The organism is Achromobacter sp. GbtcB20 (assembly GCF_019091095.1).
In the GTDB taxonomy this organism is placed as follows: domain Bacteria; phylum Pseudomonadota; class Gammaproteobacteria; order Burkholderiales; family Burkholderiaceae_B; genus Achromobacter; species Achromobacter mucicolens.
The window spans coordinates 1-20033 of record NZ_JAGXJZ010000015.1; the positions used below are offsets into that span (position 1 = coordinate 1).

Here is a 20033-nt window from a genome sequence, read left to right on the forward strand (position 1 = left end):
CGAAGTCGAACAGCTCTGCGCCCATGGCGCCGGCCTGAGCGGTTATGACACGACGCCCGTGCAAGCAAACAAAAGCATATTCCACCGATTCAACGGTCAAGGCTTCGACCTGGTCGACATCAACGGAACCGTGCTCGGCTGAACGACATACATAGATTCCCTCCGCCATGTATCCGGCGCATTACCTAACAGCATCGGAACTATCCCGGAAGGACTCATGCAACTCGTCCTGTCTGCTCCATGTCGGCAGCGCAGACAACGCGCCTGCGCAGCGGGCGTCCGGTTCCAAGAACGCGCACCCATTCGCCACTACGACGCGAACTAGCTCATGTCCAACCAAAATGCTCTGCTCACTTTTCAAGAAATGCTGTCCAACCTGCGGGCACGATCAGACTGGCAATCGCTACCTGATATCCGTATCGCAATGTGGCCTGGCCAGGTGAGTTTTTCCGATGACCTATCCGACCCTCGAATGTTCAACGAACGCTACGTGGAGAGCCGCGTATTTGCGGGAAAAATGGCGTTTGTCCTTTATTTGCTTTGCGGAGCATTTTTGACGTCGTCTGCATTCATCATCTACTTCGTATGGTGGACCTTAGACGAAGGCGGAACGGCATACGAGGCATTGGCCGACAGTTGGGTAATCCTGCTGCTTTCGGCCCTTACAGGTTGGCTAGCTGGCGTCCTGCTCAAGCTGGAACCCGCCTGCGTTCGGTTCAACCGTCAAGCTCAGGTCGTTCACATCTATGACGGCCCGAGCAAAGCGACCACGGTTGCATGGCGGGATGTGCACCCCTTCACCGAGTTCAGGACTTCGGCAGACGGAAAATTTGCTATCAGACTAGTCTTTCAGACTGGGCCGGCCGATTTGGCGATGGCGTCAGGTGCATTCGACATCGGTGACGAATCGGCAATGATCGACAACCTAACAAGACTTGAGTTCTTGCGCCGTTACATGGCCGAGGGCCTAACAGCCGTGCAGCCCGACCCTCAGCGCATCCCTTGCAAGCCAAGCGGATTCACAAAATCTGTCACCCTGAAAGAAGATGGAGTGCTCAGTTTCCTCCTAGCGAAATTCTTCATCTTTCCCGCGTACTGCTTGGCCGGCGGTCCGTTCATCGATCGCTACCTCCTGCGTCGCGCGTCACGTCTCCAATGGCCCGCCGAGGTCGAGCGCCTCTGTGCGCCGGACGCGGATCTTAGCGGCTATGACACCACACCTGTTCGACCTCACAAGCACCACTTTTACCGATTCGATGGGCGAGGGATCAAAATCGTCGGCAGTGACGGGAACGCAATTGGATGAGCACCGCCCCAGCGTTAACGCTGCATGCCACTGTCCTTCGCGCCCACGTCCTCTGACGGTGCGCCGCCGACGGTCAATGGCCAGTCGCGGACGAACGACCTTGTGCACCGGAAGCCTATCTCAGCTTGAGGCATTGCTTCCGCGGAAGCCGCATCACAGCATTTCTACCGCGCTTTGAACACACGATACGAGGAACCACCCATGCAACCCATCGTCCTAGTCGGCCATCGCCACGCCTGCCCCACTCACGGCAGCGGCACTGTCATTACCGGCGCTGCGCAAGCCCACGTCAACGGCCGGCCCATCGCGCGGGTTGGGGACAAGATCAGCTGTGGGGCAGTGATCGTGACCGGGTCGTCCACTGCCACGCTGGAGGGACGGGCCATCGCCCGGCTGGGCGACACCACGAGCCATGGTGGAGTATTGGTCGAGGGAGAATCGGCGTGGCTGGTGGACTGAGCGCATCAAAACCGATAAGTCGCCCCCACCCCAACGCCAGCATTCCGGCCGGGCGCCGGTTCGTAGTAGCGTCCGTTCGCTTCGTTGACGATCACCGATCCCGCGTAGTCGCGATCGAACAGGTTGTCGACGCGGGCATAGGCGTTCAGTTTCCATTGGCCCACCTGCTTCACGTAGCCGACGCTGGCAGCGGCCACGAAGTAGGCGGGTGCGTCCGCGTTGTTGGCATCGTTGACGTAGATCTTGGACAGGTAGCGGCCTTCCACGCCTGCTTGCCAGCCTTCGGGCGGCGCCCAGGCCAGGGACGCGAAGGCCGCCTGGCGTGCGATGCCCGGGATCTTGTTGCCGGCGCGGATGTTGCCCGAACCGTCGTCGGCGTAGCGGGCGTTGAGCAGCGTGTAGGCCACTTGCGTGCGCCAGTGCTGCGCGAATTCCCCGGACCAGCTCAGTTCCAGGCCATCGCGGCGAGTGCGGCCGGCGTTCTGGTAACTGGTGCGGCCGCCTGAACTGCCGGCGGAGACGATCTCGTCGTCGGTGCGGGTATGAAAGACTGCAGCCGTCAGCAGGCCGCCTGCCATGCGCGCCTTGATGCCGGCTTCAAGGTTGGTGCTGACCGACGGCATCAAGCCGAAGTTCAGGCCCGGGTCGCCGTCGGGCCGGTACGAGATTTCGTTCAGCGTCGGCGTCTCGAAACCGCGCCCATATGAGGTGTAGACGCTGACGTCGTCATTGACGGCGTAGCGCAGCGCGGCGACGGGCAAGGCCTTGCGGTAGCGGGCGCTGCCGCTGTCGTCGGCGTTGCCGGGGGTGATGTAGTGGTCGTCGGAATCGAAGCGGACCGTGCTGTATCGCAGGCCGGCGTCCAGCGTCCAGCGGTCCGCGAAGTTCCAGGACGCCTGGACATAGGGGTCGGCGTTGTAGACGCGGTTGGTCTCGTCGCGCCGCAGGGCGCCCTGCACGCCGAGTTGCCGGCTGGGGCCCGCGCCAGTGAAGTTCTGGTAGCCCTTGCGGTCTTCCTGCATGGCGTCGTAGGCAAAGCCGCCGATCAGGGTCAGCGCCCGGCCGCCCAGGGCAAGCTCGGACGTCCAGCGCACGTCGGCGCCGCCGTATTCGCGCTTGAGGTCGATGACGCCGCCGGCTTGCGTGGGTGGGATTTGCACCGCGGGAGGAATCGACTGGTACTGCGTCGTGTCGCGCTGGCCGTAGTAGACCATCACACGCAGCGCGTTGCGGCCGTCGACCTGGTGGTCGAAGACCAGCCCGCCTTGCGTCTGCTTTACCGTCTTGCGCGTGTTGTATTGCTCGGCAAGCGGCGCGCTGCGCGGGTCGTCCTGGAACTGCTGGTAGGTCAGGCCCAGCGGATCCTGCGCCTTCAGGTCGACGCTGTTGACGACCAGCGTCAGGCGGCTGTCGTCATTCAGTTGCAGGCCGAGCTTTGCATTGCCCAGATTCTTGCGGGCGGCGCTGTGGTCGCGATAGCCGTCGGTGGTGAAGCGCGACAGGTCCAGCACATAGTCCAGTTGACCGGCGCCCGTGCCCGACACCCCGCTTGCCATCGCGCCATAGCGCCATGTGCCATAGCTGCCGCCCCAGCCGCTGGCGGTGATCTCGGGCGGGTCGGCGCCGTCCTGCGTGAAGACCTGGATGACGCCGCCTGAAGAGTTGCCGTACAGCGCCGAGAACGGGCCGCGCAGCACCTCGACGCGGTCGATGGAGCCGATGTCGATATTGGAGGTCTGCCCCTGGCCATCCGGCATCGTTGCGGGAATGCCGTCCACGTAGAGGCGCACGCCCCGCACGCCAAACGTGGAGCGTGCGCCAAAGCCGCGGCTGGATATCTGCAGGTCTTGCGCGTAGTTCTGGCGGTTCTGGATCTGCAGGCCCGGCACGCTTGCCAGCCCTTCAGACAGGTTGATGCCCGGCTGCTGCCAGCGCATGGCGCTGCCTTGGACGACGTCGACCGAAGCCGGCGTCTCCAGCACCTCGGTGCCCAGCCGTGTGCCGGTCACCACCACCGGGGCCAGCGTGTCGGCCTGCGCCAGCACGGTGGCAGCCGGCGCAAGCGCCAGTATTGTGCCCGCCGTCCACCGCCAGGTCCCGCTGTCCCGCCATTGCCGCTGTACCAAACTTCTCTCCTGTGCCTGGGCGGGAATGGGTTCTAATACCCGCCATGGAAAATACGCAAGACATTGAACGCCGGCTGTTGGACCTGGAGGTCAAGGCCAGCTTCTCGGATGATCTTCTGGAGCAGTTGAACCAGATCATCGTCCGCCAGCAACAGCAGATCGACCGGCTCATGCGCGAGGTCGCCGACCTGCGCCAGCAGGCGCCCGAGGGCGCAGCCCCTTTTCGCAGCCTGCGCGACGAACTGCCGCCGCACTACTGATTGCGAAGCCTGAAGGCGCTGCAGCCTGGTCATCCTACCCAAGGGCCCTGACTGGCGCATCCGCCATAGGGGCGCCCGCGCCCGCAGCGAATATCGTGCCCGCTGCGCGGGGCCATCGGGTTCGTGGCCACGGCTCGTCGAAGCTGGCGGGGCGCGTCGGCGACGCTGACACTATCTCACGACCAAACGTTCCATCAGCGGCATCAAAGCCTGAAATACGGCCAGAATTTTCCATTGGTGGAATTATCTTTTACGGATATCCGGGTTTATCCGCATTCTAGATCGGCGCAAGATTCAGCCATCGGGAAACAGCAACGAACCACGACGGAAAGGCCGCCGGATTCGCTCCCAGGCTCTAGAAATCGGAGGTTTACCATGAAAACCCTTGCGACCGCTGTGATGTTTTCGCTGGCTGCACTGAGCGCCGGCGCCTACGCCTCGCCCAACATCGAACCCAACAACGTGCCCTTCCAGGGTGTCTATGGCACCCCCTACGAAGGTCCGACCCGCGCCCAGGTGCAGGCCGAACTGGCCGCCGCGAAGGCCGCCGCCAAGGCCGCCGGGATCAACACCAACGCCGAACCGAACAACACGCCCTTCCAGGGTGTCTACGGCACGCCGCACACGGGCAAGACCCGCGCCGAAGTCCAGGCCGAACTGGCCACCGCGAAAGCCGCGGGCCAGGTGTCGAACGTGGAACCGAATGACATGCCGTTCGCGGGCGTGTATCGCGGCAACTGAAGCGGCGCAGATTTACCCTCCCCTTGTTGTATGTTGGCCGCCCGGTTGGGCGGCCTTTTTTTGGCGTACTATCGGCTCAGATTCATGATGCAGACTCGCTTACCGCCAAACCGGCTGTTCACATCAGGGAGCCCATCTTGATATACCCCCGCGTTCTTGCCGCGTTGCTGCTGTCCGGCGGCATGGCGTCGGTGGCGGTTGCCGCCCCGCCCGTCATGCTCAACGACGCACTCATCACCCAGATATCCAAGGCCGACCGCGCCTCGTTCCACGAAGCCGTGGCGCAAGCGCTGAACAGCTCGGCCGACGGCCAGAGCACCGAATGGAAAAGCGCGCACCAGCCCAAGCGTGCGGCGCCGATCACGGTGCAGCTGACTCCCAAGCAGACCACCCGCGCCGGCAACGACCGGGTTTGCCGCTTCCTGGTGGGCAACTTTGCGCGGACCAGCACCTCGGAAACGTGGCAGTTCTGGTTCTGCAAGCAGCCCGACGGCACCTGGAAGGCCAGCGCCAACTAGGCCGCCCGGCGCCCCCCGGAAGAAAAATGCGCGCCAGCCCCGGAAGGGGTGGCGCGCATTGTCATGCCCGCGCAAGACGCGCGGGCCGGTGAAGGCCGATCAGGCGCCTTCGACGCGATTGGCGTCCAGCACGGTCATGGCCGTCATGTTGATGATGCGACGCACGGTGGAGCTGTTGGTCAGGATGTGCACGGGGGCATTGGCGCCCAGCAGGAACGGACCCACCGCCACATTGCCGCCCGCGGCGGTCTTGAGCAGGTTGTAGGCGATGTTGCCCGAGTCCACGTTCGGGCAGACCAGCAGGTTGGCTTCGCCTTTCAGCGTGGAGGACGGCAGGATGCGCATGCGCAGTGCCTCGTCCAGCGCGCAGTCGCCGTGCATTTCGCCGTCAATTTCAAGTTCGGGCGCGGATTCGCGGACCAGTTCCAGCGCGCGGCGCATCTTTTCGCCGGAGGCCGAACTGCCCGAGCCGAAGTTCGAACGCGACAGCAGCGCGACCTTCGGCGCAAGGTTCATGCGCGCCATTTCCTGGGCGGCCATGATGGTGAATTCGGCGATCTGCTCGGCCGTGGGATCGTCGTTCACGTGCGTGTCCACCAGCACCACCGTGCGCTCGTCGAGCAGCAGGATGTTCATGGCGGCATACACGTTGTGGCCGGGGCTGCGGCCGATCACTTCGTCCACGAAACGCAGGTGGTCGTGGTACGCACCCACCGTGCCGCAGACCATGCCGTCGGCATCGCCCAGGTGCACCATCATCGCGCCGATCAGCGTCAGGCGGCGGCGCATTTCCACGCGTGCCATTTCCTTGGTGATGCCGCGGCGGCTCATCAGTTCCCAATACGTCGTCCAGTACTGATGGAAGCGCTCGTCGTATTCGGGGTTGGTAACTTCGACGTCCTCGCCCAGGCGCAGGCGCAGGCCGAATTTTTCGATGCGCGAGAGCAGCACGGCGGGACGGCCCACCAGGATGGGACGCGCCAGGCCTTCGTCGACGATGACCTGGACCGCGCGCAGCACGCGTTCGTCTTCGCCTTCGGTGAAGACGATGCGCGCCTTACCGCCCGAACGCACGATGCGCTTGGCCGCCGAGAACAGCGGCTTCATGAACGCGCCGGAGTGATACACGAACTGCTGCAGCTGTTCCTCGTAGGCTTCCAGGTCGGCCAGCGGGCGCGTGGCCACGCCGCCTTCCATCGCGGCCTTGGCCACCGCCGGCGCGATGCGCACGATGAGGCGCGGATCGAACGGCTTGGGGATCAGGTATTCGGGGCCGAACGAGATGTCATACGTGCCGTAGGCCGCGGCCACGACTTCGTTCTGCTCTTCTTCGGCCAGGTCGGCAATGGCATGCACCGCCGCCATTTCCATCTCACGCGTGATGGTCGTGGCGCCCACGTCCAGCGCGCCGCGGAAGATGTACGGGAAGCACAGCACGTTGTTGACCTGGTTGGGATAGTCCGACCGGCCCGTGGCCATCACCACGTCGTCGCGCACGCCGTGCGCCACTTCCGGCAGGATTTCCGGCGTGGGGTTGGCCAGCGCCAGGATCAGCGGGCGCGGGCCCATGGCGGCCACCATTTCCGGCTTGAGTACGCCGCCGGCCGACAGGCCCAGGAACACGTCGGCGTCCTGGATCACGTCGGCCAGCTTGCGGGCGTCGGTCTTTTGCGCAAAGCGCGCCTTGTCCGGGTCCATCAGCGTGGTGCGGCCTTCATAGACCACGCCTTCGATATCGGTGACCCAGATGTTTTCCAGCGGCAGGCCCAGGTCCACCATCAGGTCCAGGCACGCCAGTGCCGCGGCGCCCGCGCCGGACGTGACCACCTTGACCTGCTTGATGTCCTTGCCCACGACCTTCAGGCCGTTGATGAAGGCCGCCGACACGGTAATGGCGGTGCCGTGCTGGTCATCGTGAAAGACCGGGATCTTCATGCGCTCGCGCAGCTTGCGCTCGACGGTGAAGCATTCCGGCGCCTTGATGTCTTCGAGGTTGATGCCGCCGAAGGTGGCTTCGAGGCCGGCAATGATCTCGACCAGCTTGTCCGGGTCGGTTTCGTTGATTTCGATGTCAAAGACATCCAGGCCGGCGAACTTCTTGAACAGCACCGCCTTGCCTTCCATGACGGGCTTGGAGGCCAGCGCGCCGATGTTGCCCAGGCCCAGCACCGCGGTGCCGTTGGTGATGACGCCCACCAGGTTGCCGCGCGCCGTGTAGCGGTACACGTTGGACGGATCGGCCACGATTTCCTCGCAGGCCGCCGCCACGCCGGGCGAATACGCCAGCGCCAGGTCGCGCTGGTTGACGAGCGGCTTGGACGCCACGACGGAGATCTTTCCCGGGGTGGGGAACTCGTGATAGTCCAGGGCTGCCTGGCGGTCGGAGGGGTTGTTCATGGGCTGTGGCCTCGCTGTCTTGAATGAGCAAAATTCTAGGCGTTAAGACATAAGGCGATCATTCGGATTTAATATCGTCCCATTATGTTTTCCTAATGCCTTGTCTATGACAGCCTTCGACCCGGATGCCGTCTTCCGGAAATTGACCTCGCGCCTGAAGATGCGCCACCTGATGCTGCTGCTGCAAATCGAGCAGCACGGATCGCTGACCCGGGTGGCCGAACACATGGCGACCAGCCAGCCGGCCGTGACCAACGCACTGGCCGAACTGGAAAGCATGTTCGGCGTGCCGCTGTTCGACCGTTCCGTGCGGGGCATGACGCCCACGCCGATGGGCGCCGTGGTGCTGGCGCGCGCCCGCGGGCTGGTGCACGACCTGGGGCATCTGGCGCAGGAAATGGAAACGGTCGCGGCCGGGCACGCCGCCCACCTGCATATTGGCGTCATCCCCTTCGTGTCGGGCCAGATGCTGTCGGCGGCCATCGGCCGCACGCTGCCGCAGGGCCGCCAGCTCACGGCCACCATCCACGAAGGCCAGGGGCCGGCCCTGCTGCGCCAGCTGCGTGACCACACGCTGGACGTGGTGGTGGGCTGGGCCACGCCTTCGGTGGACCTGACCCATATCGGCTTCGAGGTCCTGTATCACCAGCAGCCGCGCCTGATCGCCAGCCGCCGGCTGGCCGCGCGTCTGGGCCGGTCGCGCCTGGAATGGAACCGGCTCGCCGACCTGGACTGGATCCTGGGCACGCCGGGCAGCCCGATCCGCGAGCAGGTGGCCGACATCTTTCTGCGGGCCGGCCTGGCGCCGCCGCCGCCGTCCGTGCAAAGCGACTCGTCCAAGCTGATTGGCGAAATGATCGTGGCCAGCGACCGCGCCGTCACGATCCTGCCGGCCGACATCGCGGACGAGCTGGTCCGCATCGCGGGCGCGGCCATCGTGCCGTACTCGTTCGATTGGACGCTGCCGCCGATCTCGCTTTTCACGCGGTCCGATGGCTTGCGGCGCAACGTTGAAGCCCTTTTCGCCGCCGCCTTGCGCGAGGTCTATCTGAAGGGCGCCCGCCCGCCGCTCTGATCGTCCACGGGCAGTTGGCCGTCGTATCATGGACGCCGGACTGACGCGTGCGGCCCCCGACCCCCGGCCCGGCCACGGCGCCGGTCCTCCCGGGAGGCCGTCGCAATGACGCAGGCGCACACGCAGGCTCCGCAAACTCCTCGCCCCTGGCACCAGCTCTCCGTCGACGAGACGCTGGACGCGCAGGTGACCAGCCCGTCGGGCCTGACGCAGGACCAGATCCGGCGCAGGCAGGAAACCCACGGCCTGAATGCCCTGCCTCCGCCCGCCCGCCGCAGCGCCTGGCTGCGCTTTCTGGGTCACTTCAACGACGTGCTGATCTACATCCTGCTGGCCGCGGCCGTGGTGACGGCGTTGATGGCCCATTGGCTGGACACGATCGTCATCCTGGCCGTGGCCGTCATCAACGCGGTCATCGGCTACGTGCAGGAAAGCCGCGCCGAACGCTCGCTGGACGGCATCCGCAACATGCTGTCGAACCACGCCCGCGTGGTGCGCGACGGCCAGAAGGAAGAGATCGACGCCCGCGACCTGGTGCCGGGCGACATCGTGATCCTGCGGCCCGGCGACAAGATTCCGGCCGACGTGCGGCTCTTTGATACCCACAACTTCCGCGTCGAAGAATCGATGCTGACCGGCGAGTCCACCGTCGTCGAGAAGCACGACGCGCCGCTGCCCGGCGAGGCGCCGCTGGGCGACCGCCTGAACCTGGGCTTCTCGGGCACGAACGTCAGCGCGGGCAACGCGCGCGGCATCGTCGTGGCCACCGGCAGCGACACCGAGATCGGCCACATCAACCGGATGATGAGCAACGTGCGGACGCTGCAGACGCCGCTGCTGCGGCAGATGCAGCTGCTGGGCAAGCGCATCTTCCAGGTGGTGCTGGTGATGGTGGCGGCGCTGTTCGTGCTGGGCCGCTACGTGCTGGACATGCCCCTGCCCGACCTGCTGTTGTCGCTGATCAGCATCGCGGTGGCCTCGGTGCCCGAAGGGCTGCCGGCCATCATCTCGATCATCCTGTCGCTGGGCGTGCAGCGCATGGCGCGCAATCGCGCCATCATCCGCAAGCTGCCCACCGTGGAAACGCTGGGCGCGATGACGGTGATCTGCTCGGACAAGACCGGCACGCTGACCATGAACGAGATGACCGCCAAGAATGTGCTGCTGGCGCAGGGCGTCTATCGTGTGTCGGGCGACAACTACCGCCCGGTCGGCGACGTCACCCGCGAGTCCGACGGCATGCCGGTGGACTGGAGCCAGGAGGACGCGCTGACGCGCTTCGTGCGCGCGGCGGCCATTTGCAACGACAGCCAGCTGCACGAAGACGCCGACGGGCAGTGGCGCATCGTGGGCGGCCCCACCGAAGGCGCCATGATGGTGCTGGCCGCCAAGGCGGGCCAGGGCCTGGATGGCGTGGCCAAGCATGGCAAGGTGCCGTTCGACTCGGGCTACAAATACATGGCGCGCCGGTGCGACGACCACGGCCAGAACGTCATCTACGTCACTGGCGCGCCCGACGTGCTGTTTCAGTTGTGCGCGCAGGAACAGGGCGAAGACGGACCGCAGCCGTTGCGGTTGGACTATTGGGAAAGCGGGCTGCAGGCCTTTGCGCACGAGGGCCTGCGCACGTTGGCCGCCGCCTACAAGCCCGGCGCCGCCGGCGCCACGGCGCTGGACCATCCGGATTTCCAGGCCGGCCTGATATTGCTGGGCGTGGCCGGCATCATGGATCCGCCCCGCCCCGAGGCCATCGAGGCCATCGCGCAGTGCAACCAGGCCGGCATCCGCGTGAAGATGATCACCGGAGACCATCCCGAAACCGCGCTGGCCATCGGGACGATGCTGGGCATGACGCACGTCAGCGAGGCGGTGACCGGCGCGCAGCTGGAGCAGACCAGCGACGAAGCGCTGGCTGCGCTGGCGCGCGACCACGACATCTTTGCCCGCACCAGTCCCGAGCACAAGCTGCGCCTGGTGCGCGCCTTGCAGGGCATGGGCGAAGTGGTCGGCATGACGGGCGACGGCGTCAACGACGCGCCCGCGCTCAAGCAGGCGGACGTGGGCGTGGCCATGGGCATCAAGGGCACCGAGGTCACCAAGGAAGCCGCCGACATGGTGCTGGCGGACGACAACTTCGCCTCGATTGCCTACGCGGTGCGCGAAGGGCGCCGCGTCTACGACAACCTGAGAAAGACCATCCTCTTCATCCTGCCGACCAATCTGGCGCAAGGGCTGCTCGTCATCGCGGCGCTGCTGGCGGGCGCGCAGGCGCCGCTGACGCCGCTGCAGATCCTGTGGATGAACATGGCCACCTCCATCACGCTGGCCTTTGGCCTGGCGTTCGAACCGGCCGAGCCCGGGGTGATGCAGCGCGCGCCGCGCGATCCGGCCAGATCCATCCTGGACGCCTTCGCCATCTGGCGCATCGCCTTCGTGGGGCTGCTGTTCATGGCGTCGGCCTTCGTCATTGAAAAGAGCCTGATCGCCGCCGGCCGCGATCCGGACTTCATCCGCACGGTCATCCTGCAGACGCTGGTGACGGCGCAATGGACCTACCTGTTCAACTGCCGTCTGCAGGACCGCTTTCCGCTTACGCCCAGCATGTTCCGCAACAAGGCGCTGTGGCTGGTGACGATCATGCTGGGCGTGCTGCAAGGCGCGCTGATCTACCTGCCCGTGATGAACCGCGTCTTTGGCACCGTGCCGCTGCCGCCGGAGTACTGGACGCTGACGCTGGTGGCCGCCGGCATCCTGTTCTGCGTGGTCGAGGCCGAGAAGCTGGTGCTGCGCATGTGGCGGGCGCGGCGCGACCGCGTGGCGCTGGCGCAGCGAACGGCGGCGTGAAGCGTCCGGCAGGGTAAGGCGCCCGCCCACAAAAATGCCAACAAATGTAAAGCCCGCGGCCGCAAGGCCGTGTGCGCTCCTATACTTGCGCCCGCCAAGTTTCACGCAGGAGGGCACGCAGCGTGTTCACCATCTCGCCAATCCTTGCGAGCCGCCGCGCGCTTACCGCCGTGGGCATCGCCGCGCTGACCGCGCTTTCCGGCTGCAGCTCGATGCTGGGCGAAGGCACGGGCGCCGCGGCAGGTATCGCCGGCACGGCCATCGCCAATAAAGTCACGGACAACGCCACCGTCGCCACCGGCATCGGCCTGGGCGTGCAGGCCGGCGCCAAGGCCGCGCTGGCCTATGCGCAGCGCCAGACCCGCGGCGAAGAACAGGACGCCATCGCCAAGGCCGCCGGCCCGCTCGCGGTGGGCAAGGTCGCCAGTTGGAACGTCAAGCACAAGCTGCCCATCGAAGACGACGCGCGGGGCCAGGTCACCGTCAGCCGGCTGATCGGCGGCGGCGATCTCCAATGCAAGGAAGTGGTGTTCTCGGTGGACATCCCCGCCGACAAGCCCGGCGCCGATCCCGAGCGCGAATTCTACGTCACGACCGTCTGCCGCGACGGCGAACACTGGCGCTGGGCCAGCGCCGAACCGGCGACCGCCCGCTGGGGTTCGCTCCAGTGACGCGCGCGCTTGGGATGCTGGCGCTGGCCGCCAGCCTCGCGCTCGCGGGCTGCCAGAGTTCGTCCATCGGTCCGGCCACGGGCGCGGTGGTCGGCACGCTGAGCGGCGCGGCCACGGCCAATCCCGTCGCCGGCTTCGCCATCGGCGTTTCGGTGCAAGCCGCGGTCGACGCCACGGTGAAGTACGTATTGCGCGAGTGGAAGAACGACCAGCAGAACGTGATGGCCAACGCGGTGGGCACGCTGCCCCTGGGCGAAGTCCGGCAGTGGCAGGTCAAGCGCACGCTGCCGGTGGGCAACGAGCGCGGCAGCATCCAGGCGGTGCGCGATATCAAGACGCCACTGGCGCATTGCCGCGAAGTGCTGTTCACGGTCGAGGTCGAAGGCGCCGCCCCGGCCTACGCCAGCACGATCTGCCAGCGCCCGGACGGCCAATGGAAGTGGGCCGCTGCCGAGCCCTCGGTGGCGCGCTGGAACGGGCTGCAATAGCCCGCTTGATCGCGGCGCAAGCGGCGGGCGATACTGGCCGGAATCTCCCGCGTCATCGCCGCCCCCGTTCGTCCATGCCCGCAGGCCAATTCCTCATGCAACGCAGCGCCATCGCCGGCGTGCAGGCCGTTTCCGCCTGCAGCGGGCACGCGTTTGCGCGCCACACGCACGAGCAGTTCGGCATCGGCGTGATGCGCGCGGGCGCACAGGTGTCGCACAGCGGGCGCGGCCAGGTCGAGGCCGGACCCGGCTACGTCATCACGGTCAATCCGGGCGAGGTGCACGATGGCGCGCCCCTGGGCGGCGGGGCGCGCGCCTGGCAGATGCTGTATCTGGACCCCGACGTGGTCCACGCCTGCAGCCAGGAGATCGCGGGCGCATCGCGCTACGAATTCGAGCACCCCGCCCGCGAACAGCCGGCGCTCGCGCGCGCGGTCCTGGCGCTGTATGTGCAGGGGACTTCCGGCGCGCCGGCGCTGGCGTGCGAGGCGCTGCTGCTGCGCGTGCTGGCGCAGGCCGGCGGGCCGTGCGGGGCGCCCGTGTCTGCGTCCGGCCGGGAAGGCGTGCCCGCGTCCTTGCGCCATGCGCTGTCGCTGATCGACGACGACCCGGCCGCCGCCCTGTCGCTGGCCGACCTGGCTGGCGTCGCGGGGCTCTCACGCTACCAGGTGCTGCGCGCCTTCACGCGCGCGACGGGACTGACCCCGCATGCCTACCAGACGCAGCGCCGCCTGCTGCTGGTGCGCCGCCTGATCCGGCAGGGCCTGGCCCTGGCCGATGCGGCCGCGCTGGGCGGATTTGCCGACCAGAGCCACATGACGCGCACCTTCGCCCGCGCCTATGGCGTGTCGCCGCGCCGGTATGCCTTGGCGGCCGCCTGACCCTGCAATTTCGTTCAAGACCGACGCCGTCCCGCCCGCTTACGCTGCGCTTTTCCACAAGGGAGAAGACGCGCGATGGCGATCAGCAAGCAACAGCTCGGGTATCTCTATCTGGCGGGGGCCATGGTGCTGGTGGGCAGCACCGTGACCGCCAGCAAGATCATTGGCGCTGGCCTGCCGCCCTTCACCGCGACCGCGCTGCGCTTTGCCATTGCGCTGCCGTGCTTCGCGCTGCTGATGGCCGCGTCGGGCGCGCGCATGCCCCGGCTGGACCGCCGCGACTGGCTGCTGCTGACCGTGCAGGCCGTGGCGGGCAGCGTGGGGTACACGACGCTGCTCATCGCGGGGTTGCAGCGCACATCGGCGGTGGACGGCGGGGTCATCCTGGGGACGCTGCCGCTTGTCACCGCCGCGATTGCCGTGCTGCTGTTGGGCGAGCGGCCGGGCAAGGCGGCCTTGGCGGCGATCGGCCTGGCGGCATTCGGCGTGTGGCTGATGTCGGGCCATGCGGCCGGACCCGGCAAGGCAGGATCGCTGGCGGGCAATGCGCTGATCCTGGGCGCCGTGGCCTGCGAGGGGCTCTTCATCCTGTTGAACAAGCGTCTGCGCACGCCCGTTGCGCCGCTGGCGCTGTCGACGCTGATGGCGGCGTTTGGTCTCGTATTCTCGGCCGCCGCCAGCCTCGCGGAGGCGCCCTGGACGCTGACATTCACGCAGGACGCGGTGGCGGCGGTGGCGTACTACGCGCTTGTGCCCACGGTTGGGGGATTTCTGCTCTGGTATGCCGGGGCGGCGCGCGTGCCCGGATCGGAAGCGGCGCTGTTCACCGCGCTGGCGCCGGTATCCGCCGTGCTGCTGGCAGCAGGCATGCTGAAAGAGCCGCTGTCGGCCGCGCAGATCGCCGGCATGGGCTGCGTGCTGGGCGCGGTCGTGATGCTGGGCGGCACGCGGCGGGCGGGTGCTACCCCCGGCTGAAGGCCAGCGCGAACTCGTCGGAAAAGATGTCGGCCAGCGCGTGCCGCAGCGCCGCGGCGCGCTCGGCGCCGTAGGCGGCCTCGAAACGGTTCTGCGCGTCTTTCCACAGGCGGCGCGATTCGGCCAGCTTGGCGCGGCCGGTCTCGGTCAGTTCGACCCGTCGGCTGCGGCCATCCAGCGGGTCGCGCATCATGCGCACGTAGCCGTCGCGCTGCAGGGGCTTGAGGTTGTGGGCCAGCGCGGACCGGTCCAGCACCATTGCGCGGGCCAGATCCGTCATCGAGGGCGAACCTGCGCGCGCGATGTGCACCAGGATCGAATGCTGCGACACCTTCAGCCCGCAGGGCGCCAGCACCGTGTCGTACAACTGGGACACGCGGCGCGTCGCCTTGCGCAACGCCGCGCCGTTGCAGATGAGCGGATCCGGAGGAACGGCGGGGCCAGGGAGCGGGGCGTCGGACATGGCGAGCGGCGAAGGAAGGTGTGCGGGCAAGGACATAACGCTAACGCCGGGGCAGGCCCCGCGTCCAGCGCGATATTGACAGATATTGGCATATGCACGTAAATTTTGCCGACCCCTTTCAACCGGCCCGTCCCATGACCGCGACCGTTCCGCCTCGCCCCGCCAATGCGCGCTTGCAGGCCATGCTGCACGCCCCCATCGCGCCCACGCTCGCGCGGCTGGCGTGGCCCAACATCCTGATGATGCTGGCGCAGTCGTCCACCGGCCTGATCGAAACCTGGTTTCTCGCGCGGCTGGGCACGCCGGTGCTGGCGGGCGTGGCGCTGGTCGTGCCGGTCCTGATGCTGATGCAGAACATGTCGCAGGGCGCGATGGGCGGCGGCATATCCGCGGCGGTGGCGCGGGCGCTGGGCGGCGGCCGCCAGCAAGAGGCGGATCAGCTCGTGCTGCACGCGGTCGTGCTCAACGCCTTGCTGGGGGTCCTGTTCTGCGTGCTGCTGCTGGCCTTCGGTCCGGCGCTGTACCGGGCGCTGGGCGCCGAGGGCGCGGCGCTCGATGCGGCGCTGGCCTATTCCAACGTCATCTTCGGCGGCATCGTGCTGATGTGGCTGATGAATGCCTTCGCCAGCGCCATCCGGGGCACCGGCAACATGCTGGTGCCGGGCGCGGTCATCTGCGGGGGCGCGCTGCTGCTGATTCCCCTGTCGCCGTGCCTCATCTTCGGTTGGGGTCCCTTCCCCGCGCTGGGCGTGGCCGGCGGCGGCTGGGCGCTGGTGACCTACTACGCGGTGGGCACGCTCATCCTGGGCGCGTACTGCGCCAGCGGCCGCAACGCGGCGCGGCTCGTGGCCAGCCGGCTGCACGTGACGCTGATGCGCAACATCCTCAGCGTGGGTGCGCTGGCCACCATCAACCCGCTGCTGACCAACGCGCTGGTGGCCCTGACCGCCGCATTGGTGGGCGCCTACGCGGGCGAGGCGGCCGTCGCGGGTTACGGGGTGGCGGTCCGGCTTGAATACCTGCTGATGCCGATTGCATTCGGCCTGGGCGCCCCCATGGTCGCGATGGTGGGCTCCAACATCGGCGCCGGGCAGCCCGAGCGCGCCATGCGCATCGCCTTGACCGGCGGGGCGATGGCCTTCGTGCTGGCCGAGGCGATCGGGCTGGCCGCGGCGTGCTTTCCCGAGGCATGGCTGCGTCTCTTTGGCGCGCAGGATCACATGCTGCAGGCGGGCGCCGACTACTTGCGCACGGTGGGCCCGGTGTACGGGTTCTTTGCGCTCGGCTTTTCGCTGTACTTCGCGTCGCAGGGCGCGGGACGGCTGAAGTGGCCGTTGACCGCGGGATTCCTGCGGCTGCTCATCGGCATCGGGGCGGGCGGCATTGCGCTGCACCTGACCGGGTCGCTGACCGTGTTCTTCGTGATTGCGGCCGTGGCAATGTGCGTCTACGGCCTGGTCATCCTGGCCGCCGTCGCGTCGGGGTCCTGGTACGGCCCCGGGCACCTGCCGGGGCGCCGGCTGTTCGCGCGGTGATGCCTGCCGGCGCATTTTCCGGCGCATTTTCCGGCGCATTTTCATGCGCATTTTCCGGCGCATCGCGCAACGCATACGCCACCAGCTCGTCCGCGTAAGCAGGCAGATCGTCGCGCACGCACAGCACCAGGTCGCGCGCGGCCCAGGGATCGGCCAGCGCCACCCGGCTCACGCCCGCCGCGCGGCCATAACGCAGCGCCGCCGCCCGCGGCACGATGGCCACGCCCACGCCCTGGCCCACCATCCGGCACACGGCGTCAAAGCTACGCAGCCGCACACGATAGGACAGGGGCCTGCCGCTGCGGCGCGCATGATGCGCAATGTGTTCCTGCAGCGCGCTGCCCTGCACCAGTCCCACGAAGTCATGCCCGGCCACGTCCTGCAACAGCACCTGCGGCTGCGCCGCCAGCGGATGGCCGCGCGGCACGATCAGCGTTAGCGGATCGTGCCGGAATATGCGCGTGCGCAAGCCATGCAGGTCGGCCGAGTCCGCCAGCACCCCAATGTCGGACGCGCCCGCCCGCAGCGCGTCGGCGATCTCGTGGCTGAGGCGCTCTTCCAGGTCGACGGAAATATGCGGGTGGTCCTTGAGGAACGCGCCGAGCACGGGCGGCAGGTATTCACTGAGCGCCGTGGTGTTGCACAGCACGCGCACGTGCCCCTTCAGGCCAGCCCCATAGTGGTCGAGTTCGCCGCGCATGCGGTCGATCTGGCCCAGCACCAGCCGGGCATGGTGGACCAGCGTGCGCCCGGCGGGTGTGACCTGCACGCCGCGCGGCTCGCGCACCAGCAGCGGCACGCCCAGCGCGTCTTCCATGCCGCGGATGCGCTCGCTGGCCGAGGCCAGCGTCATGTGCGAACGCCCCGCGCCCGCCGTGATGGAGCCGGTTTCGTGCACATTCAGAAATAGGCGAAGGTCGGTCAGGTCGAAACGCATGGAAAAAAGCGTAGCACGCGAGCCTCAGGCGCATCCATAGGCTGGGTAAGCCAGATCCCGATAGGTGTAGCGGGGCGCGATCGGCAGAATGTGTTCACCCCCCCCTTCAGAACAGGCGAAAAACATGTACCTCGCACCCTTGCGCACCCGCGCCGCGCGCTGGACGGGCGCGGCCGCGATCGCACTCGCGCTGCAGGCCTCAGGCGTGGCCGAAGCGAACAACGGTCTTGGCGGCGCCATCACGCCCGCCCAACAATACGCGCTGGCGCTGGAAGCGCAGACCCAGGGCGATCATGCCGCGATGCTGGCGTGGCTGCGCGCCGCGGCGCGCGGGGACCACGCGCCCGCGCAACGGATGCTGGGCGTCGTCCTGATCGCCGGCCCGGCGTTATATGGTCCATCACTGCCCGCCGATCTGTGCGAAGGACGCGCGTGGCTGCTGCGCGCCGCCCGCCAGAAGGAGGGCCCGTCGCAGGACGTGGCCTATGCCCTGTTCGGCCGACCCAAGGATGTGCTGACCGCGCACTGCGAGCCCGCATGAATCTCTTGGATCCGGTTTTGCTGGCCGCCGTTGTCGCGGTGTTTGTCCTGGCGGGCGTGGTCAAGGGCGTGGTCGGCCTGGGCCTGCCCACGATTTCCATGGCGCTGTTGGCGCTGGTGATGGCGCCCGCACAGGCGGCGGCGCTGCTCATCGTGCCGTCGCTCATCACCAACCTGTGGCAGGCGCGGCCGTGGGTCACGCTGCGGGCGGTGCTGCTCCGGATCGCGGGCATGCAGGCGGGCGTCTGCACCGGGACGGTGGCGGGCGCGCTGTGGCTGGGTCCGCCTTCGGGCGAGTGGGCGGGCATCTGCCTGGGATTGGCGCTGGTGGCCTATGCCGGGTGGGGACTGTTTGGCACGCCGCCCACGGTGCAGCCCCGTCACGGACCCTGGCTGGGCATCGCCACCGGCGCCGTCACTGGCGTCATCACGGCGGCCACGGGCGTCTTCGTCATCCCCGCCGTGCCGTATCTGCAGGCGCTGAACCTGGACAAGAACGCGCTCATCCAGGCCATGGGAATTTCGTTCACGGTGTCGACCTTGGCGCTTGCTGCGGGGCTGTGGCTCAACGGCGGCTACACGGCCGGCGCGGCCAGCGCGTCCCTTCTGATGCTGCTGCCCGCGCTGGCCGGCATGGCCTTGGGGCAGCGCTTGCGCAACCGGATGTCCGCGCGCACCTTCAAGCTGTGCTTCATGGTCAGCCTGGCGCTGCTGGGCGCGTATCAGGCCGGGCGCGGCCTGCTGGGCCTCTAGGCGGCAAGCCGACGTGCGTCGGCAACACCGATCGACACCGACATCTCGCGCCAGCGCGCCAGCTCCTGCTGCACCGACTGGATCTTGCTGCGCGCCAGGTCGAAGGAATCGCGGCCCAGGAACAGGTGCAGCGGCGCGTACTGCGCCTGCGCGGCATCGATCAGCGCTTGCGCCGCCTTGGCCGGGTCGCCGCTCTGATCCCACCCCTGCGCGCCGCGCGCGGCCAGTTCCGGCGATGCCTCGGATTCGCTGGCGCGCATCGCACCCGGATAGACGAGCGAAACGCGGATGCCGAGCGGGGCGGCTTCGGCGGCCAAGGATTCGGTCAGCCCGCTGACGGCGAACTTGGCGGCGCTGTAGGCGCCCCATTGCGTCGTGCGCCCGTCGAAGCCCAGGATGGACGAAATGTTGAACACATGCCCGCCGCGCTGCGCGCGCAGGCGCGGCATCACGGCGCGGATGACGTTCAGCACCCCGAACACGTGGGTATCGAACGTGCCGCGCAACTGCGCGTCGGTCAACCTGTCGAGCGCGCCCTGCACCCCTTGCCCGGCGCCATTCACCACCACGTCGATGCCGCCGAACGCGGCGACGGCGGCATCGACCGCGCGCCGCGCCGCGCGCTCGTCGGCCAGGTTGACCGTCAGCGGCAGGAACCGGCCTTCCAGCTTGGCGCCCACCGCCTCCAGCAACGCATCGCCATCACCTGAGGTCGCGGCCACCTTGTGTCCCTGGTCCAGCAGCATTTTGACCAGGGTGATGCCCAGGCCGGCCGATACGTCCGTCACCAACCAGATTTTTTCGGTATTCATGCGATTCCCATCCCTTGCTTGCGGCGGCCGGCAAGATGCCGTGCCGCCCGGCCGATGCCGCCGCCCTTGGCAAAACCACGGCCGGCGCGGCCCTGGACAGGATAGTAAGAATCGCCCGCGCGGGCGTACAGGCAGGATCTTGCGTGAAACCTGCCTATTTCTACGGCAATGCGATATGGCGGATAATCCGTCTGTTTGCCGCCGCCTTGCGCGGCGGATCATCACGGGGGCAACCGCCCCCGCTGCTTTCGG

Annotated in this window: 19 protein-coding genes; 14 read left to right on the forward strand and 5 right to left on the reverse strand. The window is 67.5% G+C overall.

The window, feature by feature from the left end:
- The first annotated feature begins 328 nt into the window (after positions 1–328).
- Positions 329–1306, forward strand: a complete 978-nt coding sequence (locus KVT32_RS18770) for a hypothetical protein (RefSeq protein WP_217618676.1) — start codon at positions 329–331, stop codon at positions 1304–1306.
- 201 nt (positions 1307–1507) lie between these two features.
- Positions 1508–1765, forward strand: coding sequence for a PAAR domain-containing protein (locus KVT32_RS18775; RefSeq protein WP_152382378.1), 258 nt, complete (start codon positions 1508–1510; stop codon positions 1763–1765).
- 5 nt (positions 1766–1770) lie between these two features.
- Here the strand turns inward: KVT32_RS18775 and KVT32_RS18780 are convergent, their stop codons facing one another.
- Entirely contained in the window at positions 1771–3837 is a 2067-nt protein-coding gene (locus KVT32_RS18780) for a TonB-dependent receptor (protein ID WP_175155318.1), read from the reverse strand.
- Positions 3838–3935: 98 nt separating this feature from the next.
- Between KVT32_RS18780 and KVT32_RS18785 the strand changes: the two genes are divergently transcribed.
- The 3 genes from KVT32_RS18785 to KVT32_RS18795 all read left to right on the forward strand — a co-directional run bounded on the left by KVT32_RS18785 (position 3936) and on the right by KVT32_RS18795 (position 5410).
- Positions 3936–4151, forward strand: coding sequence for a SlyX family protein (locus KVT32_RS18785; RefSeq protein ID WP_056326323.1), 216 nt, complete (start codon positions 3936–3938; stop codon positions 4149–4151).
- A 375-nt stretch (positions 4152–4526) separates the two neighbouring features.
- On the forward strand, positions 4527–4892 hold the full coding sequence (locus KVT32_RS18790) for a DUF4148 domain-containing protein (protein WP_217618677.1): 366 nt from the start codon (positions 4527–4529) through the stop codon (positions 4890–4892).
- Positions 4893–5029: 137 nt separating this feature from the next.
- Positions 5030–5410, forward strand: a complete 381-nt coding sequence (locus tag KVT32_RS18795) for a hypothetical protein (RefSeq protein ID WP_217618678.1) — start codon at positions 5030–5032, stop codon at positions 5408–5410.
- Between the two features lie 99 nt (positions 5411–5509).
- Here KVT32_RS18795 and KVT32_RS18800 read toward each other — a convergent pair whose 3' ends face one another.
- Entirely contained in the window at positions 5510–7807 is a 2298-nt protein-coding gene (locus KVT32_RS18800; RefSeq protein ID WP_152382384.1) for an NADP-dependent malic enzyme, read from the reverse strand.
- A 106-nt stretch (positions 7808–7913) separates the two neighbouring features.
- Between KVT32_RS18800 and KVT32_RS18805 the strand changes: the two genes are divergently transcribed.
- The 6 genes from KVT32_RS18805 to KVT32_RS18830 all read left to right on the forward strand — a co-directional run bounded on the left by KVT32_RS18805 (position 7914) and on the right by KVT32_RS18830 (position 14741).
- On the forward strand, positions 7914–8882 hold the full coding sequence (locus tag KVT32_RS18805; RefSeq protein ID WP_217618679.1) for a LysR substrate-binding domain-containing protein: 969 nt from the start codon (positions 7914–7916) through the stop codon (positions 8880–8882).
- 105 nt (positions 8883–8987) lie between these two features.
- A complete protein-coding gene (locus KVT32_RS18810; protein WP_217618680.1) occupies positions 8988–11726 on the forward strand; it encodes a cation-transporting P-type ATPase in 2739 nt (912 codons plus the stop codon).
- A gap of 122 nt (positions 11727–11848) precedes the next feature.
- Positions 11849–12397: a hypothetical protein gene (locus KVT32_RS18815; RefSeq protein ID WP_217618681.1), complete on the forward strand. Its 549-nt coding sequence runs from the start codon at positions 11849–11851 to the stop codon at positions 12395–12397.
- On the forward strand, positions 12394–12885 hold the full coding sequence (locus KVT32_RS18820; protein WP_217618682.1) for a hypothetical protein: 492 nt from the start codon (positions 12394–12396) through the stop codon (positions 12883–12885). The genes KVT32_RS18815 and KVT32_RS18820 overlap by 4 nt, the downstream gene beginning before the upstream one ends.
- 74 nt (positions 12886–12959) lie before the next feature.
- Positions 12960–13766 carry an AraC family transcriptional regulator gene (locus KVT32_RS18825; RefSeq protein WP_152382387.1) on the forward strand — a complete coding sequence of 269 codons (807 nt, stop codon included), beginning with the start codon at positions 12960–12962 and terminating at the stop codon, positions 13764–13766.
- Positions 13767–13841: 75 nt separating this feature from the next.
- Positions 13842–14741, forward strand: a complete 900-nt coding sequence (locus KVT32_RS18830; RefSeq protein ID WP_217618683.1) for a DMT family transporter — start codon at positions 13842–13844, stop codon at positions 14739–14741.
- Here the strand turns inward: KVT32_RS18830 and KVT32_RS18835 are convergent.
- On the reverse strand, positions 14728–15204 hold the full coding sequence (locus KVT32_RS18835; RefSeq protein WP_056326992.1) for a MarR family winged helix-turn-helix transcriptional regulator: 477 nt from the start codon (positions 15202–15204) through the stop codon (positions 14728–14730). The two genes, KVT32_RS18830 and KVT32_RS18835, sit on opposite strands and share 14 nt — an antisense overlap.
- A gap of 134 nt (positions 15205–15338) precedes the next feature.
- Here KVT32_RS18835 and KVT32_RS18840 point away from each other — a divergent pair, with 134 nt between their 5' ends.
- Positions 15339–16739 carry an MATE family efflux transporter gene (locus KVT32_RS18840; RefSeq protein ID WP_217618684.1) on the forward strand — a complete coding sequence of 467 codons (1401 nt, stop codon included), beginning with the start codon at positions 15339–15341 and terminating at the stop codon, positions 16737–16739.
- Here KVT32_RS18840 and KVT32_RS18845 read toward each other — a convergent pair.
- Positions 16663–17676, reverse strand: a complete 1014-nt coding sequence (locus KVT32_RS18845; RefSeq protein WP_217618685.1) for a LysR family transcriptional regulator — start codon at positions 17674–17676, stop codon at positions 16663–16665. The two genes, KVT32_RS18840 and KVT32_RS18845, sit on opposite strands and share 77 nt — an antisense overlap.
- 124 nt (positions 17677–17800) lie before the next feature.
- On the opposite strand from KVT32_RS18845, the gene KVT32_RS18850 reads away from it, so the two are divergent.
- Together KVT32_RS18850 and KVT32_RS18855 are read left to right on the forward strand one after the other, a co-directional pair.
- Positions 17801–18217, forward strand: a complete 417-nt coding sequence (locus KVT32_RS18850) for a sel1 repeat family protein (protein WP_152382390.1) — start codon at positions 17801–17803, stop codon at positions 18215–18217.
- Positions 18214–18969, forward strand: coding sequence for a sulfite exporter TauE/SafE family protein (locus tag KVT32_RS18855; RefSeq protein ID WP_152382391.1), 756 nt, complete (start codon positions 18214–18216; stop codon positions 18967–18969). Before KVT32_RS18850 ends, KVT32_RS18855 begins: the two co-directional genes overlap by 4 nt.
- Here the strand turns inward: KVT32_RS18855 and KVT32_RS18860 are convergent.
- Positions 18966–19781 (reverse strand): SDR family NAD(P)-dependent oxidoreductase, encoded by an 816-nt coding sequence (locus KVT32_RS18860; protein ID WP_152382392.1) that lies wholly within the window; start codon positions 19779–19781, stop codon positions 18966–18968. The two genes, KVT32_RS18855 and KVT32_RS18860, sit on opposite strands and share 4 nt — an antisense overlap.
- Positions 19782–20033 lie beyond the last annotated feature (252 nt).

Bases quoted from the DNA above. Each gene is read 5' to 3' on its own strand.
- KVT32_RS18830 (WP_217618683.1), top strand. From the start codon at position 13,842: ATGGCGATCAGCAAGCAACAGCTCGGGTATCTCTATCTGGCGGGGGCC.
- KVT32_RS18800 (WP_152382384.1), bottom strand. From the start codon at position 7,807: ATGAACAACCCCTCCGACCGCCAGGCAGCCCTGGACTATCACGAGTTC.
- KVT32_RS18840 (WP_217618684.1), top strand. From the start codon at position 15,339: ATGACCGCGACCGTTCCGCCTCGCCCCGCCAATGCGCGCTTGCAGGCC.
- KVT32_RS18785 (WP_056326323.1), top strand. From the start codon at position 3,936: ATGGAAAATACGCAAGACATTGAACGCCGGCTGTTGGACCTGGAGGTC.
- KVT32_RS18770 (WP_217618676.1), top strand. From the start codon at position 329: ATGTCCAACCAAAATGCTCTGCTCACTTTTCAAGAAATGCTGTCCAAC.
- KVT32_RS18860 (WP_152382392.1), bottom strand. From the start codon at position 19,781: ATGAATACCGAAAAAATCTGGTTGGTGACGGACGTATCGGCCGGCCTG.
- KVT32_RS18845 (WP_217618685.1), bottom strand. From the start codon at position 17,676: ATGCGTTTCGACCTGACCGACCTTCGCCTATTTCTGAATGTGCACGAA.
- KVT32_RS18825 (WP_152382387.1), top strand. From the start codon at position 12,960: ATGCCCGCAGGCCAATTCCTCATGCAACGCAGCGCCATCGCCGGCGTG.
- KVT32_RS18810 (WP_217618680.1), top strand. From the start codon at position 8,988: ATGACGCAGGCGCACACGCAGGCTCCGCAAACTCCTCGCCCCTGGCAC.
- KVT32_RS18775 (WP_152382378.1), top strand. From the start codon at position 1,508: ATGCAACCCATCGTCCTAGTCGGCCATCGCCACGCCTGCCCCACTCAC.
- KVT32_RS18850 (WP_152382390.1), top strand. From the start codon at position 17,801: ATGTACCTCGCACCCTTGCGCACCCGCGCCGCGCGCTGGACGGGCGCG.
- KVT32_RS18855 (WP_152382391.1), top strand. From the start codon at position 18,214: ATGAATCTCTTGGATCCGGTTTTGCTGGCCGCCGTTGTCGCGGTGTTT.
- KVT32_RS18835 (WP_056326992.1), bottom strand. From the start codon at position 15,204: ATGTCCGACGCCCCGCTCCCTGGCCCCGCCGTTCCTCCGGATCCGCTC.
- KVT32_RS18790 (WP_217618677.1), top strand. From the start codon at position 4,527: ATGAAAACCCTTGCGACCGCTGTGATGTTTTCGCTGGCTGCACTGAGC.
- KVT32_RS18805 (WP_217618679.1), top strand. From the start codon at position 7,914: ATGACAGCCTTCGACCCGGATGCCGTCTTCCGGAAATTGACCTCGCGC.